The following is a 7,516-nucleotide window of genomic DNA, read 5'->3' as shown; positions in this document are numbered from 1 at the left end:
CAACATGACCCAGTGAATCAAAAACCCCCAGCAAATGCCAGGGGTTTGTCAGCAGTCTGAAAGGCCGGGTAATCCCTGGCCTTTTGTTATAATTGTCAGAGACTTAGAACTTGATCTTAAGGCCACCTGAAATCGCCGTGACCAGATCGTTGCCGAAGTCGTAGCTGACATCCGTGCCGGCGACGTATCCGTTCTCACCAGCCAACGCTCCAGAATGGCCGCTGGTCAGCACCCCAACCGCGCCGGCCAGACGCACTTCGATGTTCGGCTTGGGCGTAAAGGCGACGCCGCCGCCCAGTGTCCAGGTATCGGTCTGCGAGCCATAGCCATGCGACGTGCCGCGATCCCAGGAAAGCTGGCCGGCAGCACTCCACTGATCGTTGAACTTGTGGCCAATGCCGCCGGTAACTGTCCAGCCGTCACGATACATCAGGTCCAGCGAGGTGATCTGGCCCGAATGGAGAGCATCACCAGTGACGCATGCCCCTGCGGGGGTACCTACGACGCAAATCGGAACGCTCTGCAGCAGGCTCCAATTGACCCACTTGAGCGAACCGAAGGCGAGCCAGCCTGGCGCAATGCCTGACTGCAATTTCAATTCGACTGTATCCGGCATGTATTGCGTTGAGCCGTAGATCGGAAGCACCACGCTGCCAACATGCGTCAAATCCAGCGTGCCCGAGATATTGTCGAGCTTGACCCGCGAATTGTAGACGAGGCTGGCGCGCAGTGCGATCTCGGGGATTTCATAGGCCAGGCCGGCGCGCCAGCCCCAGCCGGTCCCCTTGAGATCGACACGCCCGGTACCCTGGAAATCCGGCACCAGCGGCGATATCAGGTCCTGCTTGAAGCCATAGACTTCCTGGTAGTAGACGCCGCCGATGAAGCGAACCTGGCCTTTGCCGGCGTCCATCTTGTAGGAGCAGGTTGTGGCGTAGTTGTTGCTTTTGATGTCGGTTTCCATGTTGGACTGGGCACCGGCCCAAAGACCCGGATTTGTGTGCGCACCCCAAGGCTGGGAATAGTCGAACATACAGTCGACACCCTGGACGATCTGCGCCTTGACGCCGATCCGCGGCACCCAATAGCTCTCGCTGTCCTTCGCCGTGCTGCCCAGAGGCGTCAAATCGCCGTCGAGCGGGTTGGTGTCCACCGCATTCTTGAGCTTGCGTTGCGGCATCACATAGGTCGATTCGGCTTCGGTCGCGAACGGAGCCGGATCGAACAGCAAATCGATATCGTAACCGCCGCGCTCCAGGCCGCCGGCATGTGCCGGATTCATCGCCGTCCCGATCAAAGCCAGCGAAAAGCAGCCCGCCCCCAGCAGCGCCTTCAGTCGCAGAATAGTCATGAAATGTCCTCCCCGAATTCGAGTGCATCAAGCTAGAACCAATTCAGGTTAACGGTGCAACAACGAATTCGCGGGCGTACATGTACACATTGGCCAGGCGCATTTTCGAGGAAATGCAACCTAGTGCGGCAAAGCCGAAAAATGGTCTGTGAAGGCTGAGCGGCTCTCAAAAAACAGAGAGAACCATCCAAAAAGGCTCGAAAACAGGCCTTTTTGGGGCTCCAGGAGCCCCATTGTTACATTATGGCAACAATGGGGCTAAAACTTCCGTTTACGTCAATATTAACGCAACGGCATCCAGATTTTCGACGCGAAAAACCAGCACTTTAGAGAGGGCTAAAGTCTCGCGAATCTATCCTCAACCGGCGTCGCGAACCCTGGCCAACGCGACCGACAGCTTGTCCTGCGCATCGCGGTATTCAGCGAGCTTTTCACGCTCGGCATCGACGATCTCGGCCGGCGCGCTGGCGACGAACCTCTCGTTCGACAGCTTCTTGTGCAGCCGCGCGATCTCCTCGGTCACCTTGGCCAATTCCTTCTGCAGCCGTGCTGCCTCGGCGACAAGGTCGATCAGGCTGCCAAGCGGCAGGCAGATCGTCGCCTCGTTGAGCACGATCTGCGCCGAACCCTTGGGCGCGACATCGGCAAGCGAGATGTCGCCGACCCGCGCCAGCCGCTTGATCGCCGATTCTTCGCGGACAAGCCGTTCGCGTGTCACAGCGTTGGCGCCGACCACGACGAGCGGTGCAATGGCTGCCGGCGGCACGTTCATCTCCGAGCGCACCGAGCGGATGCCGGAGACGAGATCGACCAGCCAATTGATGTCGGCTGCAGCCTCGGCGTCTTCGAAGTCCGGCGACGGCCACGCGGCGTGGCACAGCAGCGAGGGGCGTTGCTTGCCTTCGTCGGCGGTCTGTGCCCACAGTTCCTCGGTCATGAACGGCATCATCGGATGCAGCAGCTTGTAGATCTCGTCGAGCACGAAGGCGACGCAGGCTCGGCTTTCGGCTTTGGCCGCCTCGTCGGTGCCCATGAACACCGGCTTCAGCAATTCCAGATACCAGTCGCAGAACAGGTTCCAGACGAAGCGGTAGGCGGCACCCGCCGCCTCGTTGAAGCGGTATGAGGTGATGCCGTCGGTGATCTCGCGCGCCGCGCGCGTCAGCTCGGTCAGGATCCAGCGGTTGACCGCCAGCCTGGCGTCGTTCAGCCAGAAATCGTCATTGCGCGCGACCTCGTTCATTTCGGCAAAACGCGTCGCGTTCCACAGCTTGGTGCCGAAATTGCGATAGCCGGCGATGCGCGCCGGATCGAGCTTCACGTCACGGCCTTGCGCCGCCATCACCGTCAGGGTGAAGCGCAGCGCGTCGGCGCCGTATTCGTCGATAAGGTCGAGCGGATCGATGACGTTGCCTTTCGACTTCGACATCTTCTGCCCGTTCTTGTCGCGCACCAGCGCATGGACATAGACGGTGTGGAACGGCTCCTCGTCCATGAAGTGCAGGCCCATCATCATCATGCGGGCGACCCAGAAGAAGATGATGTCGAAGCCTGTCACCAGCACGTCGGTCTGGTAGTAGGTCTTCAGCTCGGGCGTCTCGTCCGGCCATCCCAGCGTCGAAAACGGCCACAGCGCCGATGAGAACCAGGTGTCCAGCACATCCTCGTCGCGGGTCAGGATCTCGCCCGGCTTGAAGTTCTCCAGCTTGGCCTCGACCCAGGCCTTCCACGGTCCTTCCAGCGCCAGATAAAATTCGATCGCGGCGCTCAGCGCCTCTTCCTCGGTCTTCTCGACGAAGACGCGCCCGTCCGGCCCGTACCAGGCCGGGATCTGATGACCCCACCACAGCTGGCGCGAGATGCACCAGGGCTGGATGTTCTCCATCCAGTCGAAATAGGTCTTTTCCCAGTTCTTCGGCACGAAGTTCGTGCGACCTTCGCGCACGGAAGCGATTGCCGGCTTGGCCAGTTCCGCCGCATTGGCATACCACTGCTCGGTCAGGAACGGCTCGATCGGCACGCCGCCGCGATCGCCATGCGGCACCGCGTGGCGATGCGGCTCGACCTTTTCGAGGAAGCCGCCCTCTTCCATCAGTTCGACGATCTTCTTGCGCGCGACGAAGCGATCGAGGCCATCGAGTTCGTCCCAGACAAGCTGGCGCTCCGGCGTCACCTCGAGACCGGCAAGGAAATCCTCATTGTTCCTGAGGCTCACCGCCGCCTCCGTGGTCAGGATATTGATCGCCGGCAGCTTGTGGCGCTTGCCGACCTCGAAGTCGTTGAAGTCATGCGCCGGCGTGATCTTGACCGCGCCCGAACCCTTTTCCGGATCGGAATACTCGTCCGCCACCACGGGAATCCTGCGACCGACGATTGGCAGGACGATGTTCTTGCCCACCAGATGCCGGAATCGCTCGTCGTCAGGGTGCACGGCGACGGCCGTATCGCCCAGCATCGTCTCCGGGCGCGTCGTCGCCACGGTGATGAAGGTTGTTGGGTTTTCCGGGTCGAAGACCTGGCCCTCGATGGGATAGCGGAAGTGCCAGAGATTGCCATTGACCTCCTGCTGCTCGACCTCGAGATCGGAGATCGCGGTGAGCAGCTTGGGGTCCCAGTTCACAAGGCGCTTGTCCTTGTAGATCAGCCCTTCCTTGTAGAGCGTGACGAACACTTCGAGCACGGCTTTGGACAGGCCTTCGTCCATGGTGAAGCGTTCGCGTGACCAGTCGGCCGAGGCGCCCAGCCGCTTCAGCTGGTTGAAGATGGCGCCGCCGGATTCGGCCTTCCACTCCCACACTTTCTCGATAAACTGCTCGCGGGTCAGGTCGCGGCGATGGATCTGCTTTTCCATCAGCTGCCGCTCGACAACCATCTGCGTGGCAATACCGGCATGGTCCATGCCCGGCTGCCACAGGACGTTCTTGCCGCGCATTCGCTCGAAGCGCACCAATATATCCTGCAGCGTGTTGTTGAGCGCGTGGCCCATATGCAGCGAGCCGGTAACGTTCGGCGGCGGGATGACGATCGTAAATGCTTCCGCCCCCTCCTCGGCGCCGGCACCGGCGCGAAACGCGTCGGCCTCTTCCCAGACTTTGGCGATCTTCGGCTCGACGGTTTTGGCGTCGTAGGTCTTTTCAAGCATGGGAAAATGGTCCGCGCTGTCGGGAGTTTTGCTGGTCCGGTGTAAATCGGAAGGTTTTGGCCAAGTCAACCGCAAGGGCTGTCTCGGACCCTCACAACCAGATAGGCGCGGCCTTGGTCATTTCAACGGAAAGCGATCCGCCGTCCTGCCAACAAACTGACCTCACCAAAAGAAACGGCGCCACGAAGGCGCCGTTTCCTCTAGCAATCGGCATGGGGAGCTACTGCGCCCCGCGCGCCACGCGCTCGATCTCCTCGCGCACCAGTCTTTCGACCAGTGTCGGCAGATTGTTGTCCAGCCAATCCTGCAGCATCGGCCGCAGCATCTCTTCGGCCATCTCGTCGAATGTCTTCTTGCTGCGGCTGGCAAACGCATCGGAAAGCTCGCCAAAGGCAGCCGCGACCTGACGGCCGGTATGCTCGGAAACGATCGCCGGACGCGGCGCGTCGCTGGCCGCCACCGGCCGCACCACGCTTGCATCCGGACGAGACGGCTCGGGTTCGACGGCTACTTTCGCGGTCGGTTCGTCCCTTGGAGTCTCCACGGACGGCTGGGCAGCCGTCTTGCGTGCCTCGCTCCGGTCCGACACCGCCCTCGCCTGCTCACCGACCGCGGCGATCTCACGACGCCAATCGGCGATGGAAGCGTCGGCGACAGGACGCGATCCCGGCGATTCAACCGTGATTGGCTCGGCGGCGACGCGGGCGCTAACTTCGGCAAGTGTCATCGATGGCTTTGCCGGGCTGGGATCGGGGCGCGCAGGCGTTTCCATGCGCGCGACCACCGGCTCGGCCGCCGGCAACTGTGCCTGGACTTCCGCCAGCGTGACCGGCTTCCTGCCTTCGGGGGCGGCATGCAGGTCGGCACGGAATGCTTCCACGTCGGGGGCCGCATAGGCGCTCGACGCGCGCTCCAGATCCTGGCTCAGCTCATCGGCGTCGCCCGGCTGCTTGCGGCCGCCGTCACTGTCCTCGATGATCCGCCTGATGGAAGCCAGTATCTCTTCCATGGAAGGTTCGCGCTGTGCGCTGCTTGCCGTTGCCATCGTCACATCCGCCGCCTTTGTGACCCCTGTGGGTTTCCGCTCCGGCAGAGCCGGATCGAATCATGGCGACAGCGTAACCGACGGATCGCCGCACGAGAATCCCCAATCTGGGGACTTGTGGGATTTCAACAGATTAGCGCGATCTGAACCCGAGTGCGAAAGATCCTGCTCAAACGGGGAACACGGCCAGTCCTGGCCGAACGCCTCAGCGGCCGTCCGGCGTGCGCAGGCCGTACCACTTGTCCTTGACCGCGTTGTAATGCTCTTCAGGCTTGTACTTCGCTACCTGCAAGCCAAGGCGGTCCACGGACAGACGGCCGGTCGCCTGCAGGATGGCGTAGCTCGCCACCACCACATCATGTTCGTAACCGGCCTGGTTGATCTGGGCGGTGATGACCGTCGCCTGTGCGTTGAGGACGTCGAGCGTGGTGCGCTGGCCGACATTGCGTTCTTCGATGACACCGTTCAGTGCCAGCTTCGCGGCCTCGATCACTTGCCTGTTGGCCGTCAGCTGCTGCTGCGCGGCGGTATACTCGGTCCAGGCGGCGGTGACGGCCTGGCGTACCTGGTCGCGGCTGACGTCGACCTGGATGCGGGCCTGGCTGAGTGATTCCTTGTTCTGGCGCACGATCGCCGAGGTGCGGCCACCCGAATAGATCGGGATCGTCAGCGTTGCCCCGACACTGGCCGAATTGGTCGTGCCATCCTGCGAACCGACGCCTGGCAAAGGCGAGGTATTGCGATAGGCGCTCGAAACGCCGGCGGAAGCCGACAGCTGCGGCAACAGCGCGCCTTCGGCCGACTTCACCGAAAACGCGGCGGCGTCGACCAGATGCTGCGTGGCAAGGATGGCCGGATGCTCGTTCGAGGCCACCCCGACGGCGGCGGCGAGGCTCGACGGCAACAGCTTTGCCACCGGCGAAGCGCCCTTGAGCTTGCCCGGCTCGTCGCCGACGATCTGGCGATAGAGCGCCGCACTTGCCAGCGCCTGCGCCCGGGCAGCACTCAGCGATGCCACCGCGGCGGCGCGTGAAGCGTCGGCCTGCGCGACATCGGTGCGCGTGCCTTCACCAACCTCGAAACGCGAACGCGCCGCGCGCGCCGTCTCGGTCAGGAACTGCAGGTTCTGCTCGGTCAGCACGGCGACCTGCCGGTCGCGAATCACGTTCATATAGGCCTGGGCCGCGCTGAACAGGATACCCTCTTCGGTGTTGCGCAGGCTTTCGACCGAAGCCCGGACCTGCGCTTCGGCGGCAGCGACATTGTTCCTGGTCTGAAAGCCGTCGAACAGCGTCTGGTCGATCTGGACGCCAAAATTGCCGGTGGTCAGCCGCACGCTTGAATTGGTGCCGTTGAGATGGCTGCTCGAATAATCGATATTCGCCGAGCCGGTGACAACCGGACGGTAGCCCGACTTGGCGATGGCGACGCCCTCGTCGGTGACGCGAACGCCAGCGCGGGATGCATTCAGCGAAGAATTGTACTGGTAGGCCTTCGCAAGCGCGCCGGAGATGGTTTCGGCTGAAGCGGCCAGTGGGGACAGCATGGTCGCCGAGACGAGAACGGCGGTGAAAAGTGACTTGCGAAAAGACGGCACGGTTAAACCCTCATTCGTTTTCCATGGGAACCGCGCCGCGCCTGCTTCTCTCATTGATCAGCCGGCGCCGCGTGTTCGATGTTCCCTGCTGCTCACCCCAAAGTGCCCCCAGTTTGGCATCAGCAGCGATCGTTCAAATGCAAGCGACCATGACAAAGCCTCTGCTGCAAGGCCAAATCATTCAGAATTCGAAAGCACGAATGCGTTCAAACCCCGGTAGTGGCTTAATTGCCGCATTAAATGCCCGTCTTCCGGTTACAACCCCCCCGGCCTTGAAAAAGAGACGAGCCACGCCGGAATTGCCCTGCCCTTCGACGGCGACAAGGCGGCCGCCCTCGGCGAGCTGGTCCAGCAGCGTCACAGGGACTTCCGCGACTGTCT

General features: G+C 62.0%; 4 protein-coding genes and 1 pseudogene. All 5 read right to left on the bottom strand.

The window, feature by feature from the left end; genetic code table 11:
• Window positions 1-103: 103 nt before the first annotated feature.
• Window positions 104-1,351, bottom strand: a complete 1,248-nt coding sequence (locus tag EN984_RS15220) for an OmpP1/FadL family transporter (protein ID WP_127267802.1) — start codon at window positions 1,349-1,351, stop codon at window positions 104-106.
• Between the two features lie 358 nt (window positions 1,352-1,709).
• The gene (locus EN984_RS15215) at window positions 1,710-4,493 is read right to left on the bottom strand and encodes a valine--tRNA ligase (protein ID WP_127328213.1); all 2,784 of its coding nucleotides are present in this window, start codon (window positions 4,491-4,493) and stop codon (window positions 1,710-1,712) included.
• 220 nt (window positions 4,494-4,713) lie between these two features.
• Entirely contained in the window at window positions 4,714-5,538 is an 825-nt protein-coding gene (locus EN984_RS15210) for a PopZ family protein (RefSeq protein ID WP_127267804.1), read from the bottom strand.
• A 205-nt stretch (window positions 5,539-5,743) separates the two neighbouring features.
• Complete coding sequence (locus EN984_RS15205) at window positions 5,744-7,135, bottom strand: TolC family outer membrane protein (protein WP_127272694.1); 1,392 nt, start codon at window positions 7,133-7,135, stop codon at window positions 5,744-5,746.
• Window positions 7,136-7,316: 181 nt separating this feature from the next.
• Window positions 7,317-7,516, bottom strand: a pseudogene (locus tag EN984_RS15200) (protein-L-isoaspartate O-methyltransferase); the annotation flags it as partial.

The organism is Mesorhizobium sp. M7A.F.Ca.CA.004.12.1.1 (assembly GCF_003997835.1).
Classification (GTDB): Bacteria; Pseudomonadota; Alphaproteobacteria; order Rhizobiales; family Rhizobiaceae; genus Mesorhizobium.
This window is presented reverse-complemented; position numbering and strand designations above follow the sequence as displayed.

Excerpts from the sequence above, each read along its gene's own strand:
- EN984_RS15220 (WP_127267802.1), bottom strand. The coding sequence starts at position 1,351 with ATGACTATTCTGCGACTGAAGGCGCTGCTGGGGGCGGGCTGCTTTTCG.
- EN984_RS15215 (WP_127328213.1), bottom strand. The coding sequence starts at position 4,493 with ATGCTTGAAAAGACCTACGACGCCAAAACCGTCGAGCCGAAGATCGCC.
- EN984_RS15210 (WP_127267804.1), bottom strand. The coding sequence starts at position 5,538 with ATGGCAACGGCAAGCAGCGCACAGCGCGAACCTTCCATGGAAGAGATA.